Origin of the sequence: Trebonia sp., from assembly GCF_049794275.1 — a bacterium.
In the GTDB taxonomy this organism is placed as follows: Bacteria; Actinomycetota; Actinomycetes; order Streptosporangiales; family Streptosporangiaceae; genus Trebonia.
The window spans coordinates 1-1,953 of the sequence record NZ_JBARCR010000449.1; the positions used below are offsets into that span (position 1 = coordinate 1).

At 67.7% G+C, this 1,953-nt stretch carries 2 protein-coding genes; both read right to left on the reverse strand.

Translation table 11 applies throughout. The features are described 5' to 3' along the window. Nucleotides 1-58: 58 nt before the first annotated feature. The gene (locus WA805_RS12425; RefSeq protein WP_425242404.1) at nt 59-1,333 is read right to left on the reverse strand and encodes a right-handed parallel beta-helix repeat-containing protein; all 1,275 of its coding nucleotides are present in this window, start codon (nt 1,331-1,333) and stop codon (nt 59-61) included. 103 nt (nt 1,334-1,436) lie between these two features. Continuing rightward, nucleotides 1,437-1,953, reverse strand: a 517-nt coding sequence (locus WA805_RS12430) for a VWA domain-containing protein (protein WP_425242405.1), incomplete at its 5' end; no start/stop codon positions are given.

The following is a 1,953-nucleotide window of genomic DNA, read 5'->3' on the forward strand; positions in this document are numbered from 1 at the left end:
GCCGCCGTGCGGACATGGTGGCGGGCGCTGACCAGGCCCGCCACCATGTCCGGGCCGATCAGTGCCCCGCGGAGATGGGGATGATTACGTGGCTGAACTTGTTGGTCCTCAGCCCGAATGCCGTCACCGGCGTGCTGAGCCAGATGCCGAAGAAGTTGTTGAATATGTGGTTATGCGCGATCGTCACACTGACCGGAGTTCCGCCAGAGAACACGAGCACACCGGTCGTCTTGGTGACAGGCCCGGGCGGCCCGTCGAGCGGGTCCCCGAGGAGGTTGTTCTTGCCGATGGAGTTACGGACGATCACGTTGCCGTTCAGGTCCTCGTGTGATGCGGGGCCGTGGGCGTGCATCGTCACGCCGGCCAGTCCGTTGCCGGCGATGTAGTTGCCTTGGACCAGGTTGTCATACGAGGCGGTACCGGGAGTGGGAGTGGCGAATAGCACGCCCGCACCGAAGCCCTTCACTCCGTTGCCGGTCACCACGTTGCCCAGGATGGCGTTGCGGTAGACACCAGCGACCGAGGGCTGCGGAACGCCGGACGAGTTAAGCGCGTTGGGGTTGTGCCCCGGGACCGTGATCCCGCAGTCCGCGACGTTGTCGGTGACGACGTTGCCCTGGACCACGTTGTTGTGCGTGGGACCGACGTCGTCGGTCAGCAGGACACCACCGGAGTTGTCGGCGATGAAGTTATCCCGGATCGTCGAGTACGCGACGCCTCCTGCGAAGTGCACGCCCTCGCCGCAGTCACCGGGAACTTGCCCCTCGGCGGCGCACAAGAAGTACGTGGACTTGGGCGGGACGCCCCCGCCAAGGTCGTTGTGCACCACGGCATTCCGGGAGATCACGATGCCGGACACGGGGCCGTTCAGGCCCGCCGCGATGATTCCCTCGCCCTGGGCGTGCTGCACCCTGAACCCGGTGAAGTTGATCCAGGAACTCTCCATGACCACAGCCGCGAAGATGGTCTGCGTGCCGAGCCCCGGCAGCGTGACCTGGAATGTCGGCGTGACGCCCGTTTCATCGATGGTCGCGTGCTTACCCGTGAGGGTCAGCGGCTCGGAGATGACCACCTGTTCGTGATAGGTCCCCGGGCAGACGACGACGGTGCCCCCGGCCGGGGCGGCGTTAACCGCGGACTGGATGGTCTTGAACGCGGCGGAACGGCAGGATCGATCACTGTTCCAGTGCTTGGCGCTCGCCGAGACGTACAGAGCGTGGCCGTGGTGCCCGGTGCCGGCAAAGGCGGTTCCCGCCTGCGCCACCACCACGCCAGCGACCAGCAGCGGCGCGAGCAACGCGACCGCCAGCCGCACGAATCGGTTATGTCTCATGCTTCCTCCCCTAGAAGCTCGCTGGCCAGAAATTGGCACAGCTACCGTCCTGCCTAACAAGCCCGGCATCGACCCGTCTATACGCACATTGCGCACTGCCGATCTAGCTTGCGAGGCTCTGGGTCTCCGCGGAGAGCAGGCGGGTCAGTGCGGGGGCCACGTCGGCGAGCCGCCGCAACGGCAGGCTCATGCCGTTACCCCGACGGGCAAGGGTGGCGGCGGCCAGCTCGGATTCGGCGGAGGGCAGCGGGCACAGCACATGCAGTCGGCTGATGCCGCCCAGCGCCTGAGCCGGGTCGCCGCCGGTGGTGGGCAGGCAGTCGGACAGCAGCAGCGCAACGCGCTCCTCGGCGGGGGCGGTCGCCAGCTGGGCGCTGGCGGCCCGCAATGCTCCGGCCAGGTTCGTCACGCCGTGACCGCGCAGCTGCACCAGCTCGGTGACGAGCTCACCGGGCGGGCGGTGCGTACCTTGCGCCTGCAGGACGGTGATGTCCTGGCTGAACACGAGGATCGCGGGGGACAGCCGTCGGCCGGCGGCGAGGACTGCGCTGGCTCCCGCGACCGCCGCGATGGCGACCGCGAGCCCAGACATCGAGCCGCTGGCGTCGATGAGCAGGCAC

Excerpts from the sequence above, each read along its gene's own strand:
- WA805_RS12425 (WP_425242404.1), bottom strand. The coding sequence starts at position 1,333 with ATGAGACATAACCGATTCGTGCGGCTGGCGGTCGCGTTGCTCGCGCCG.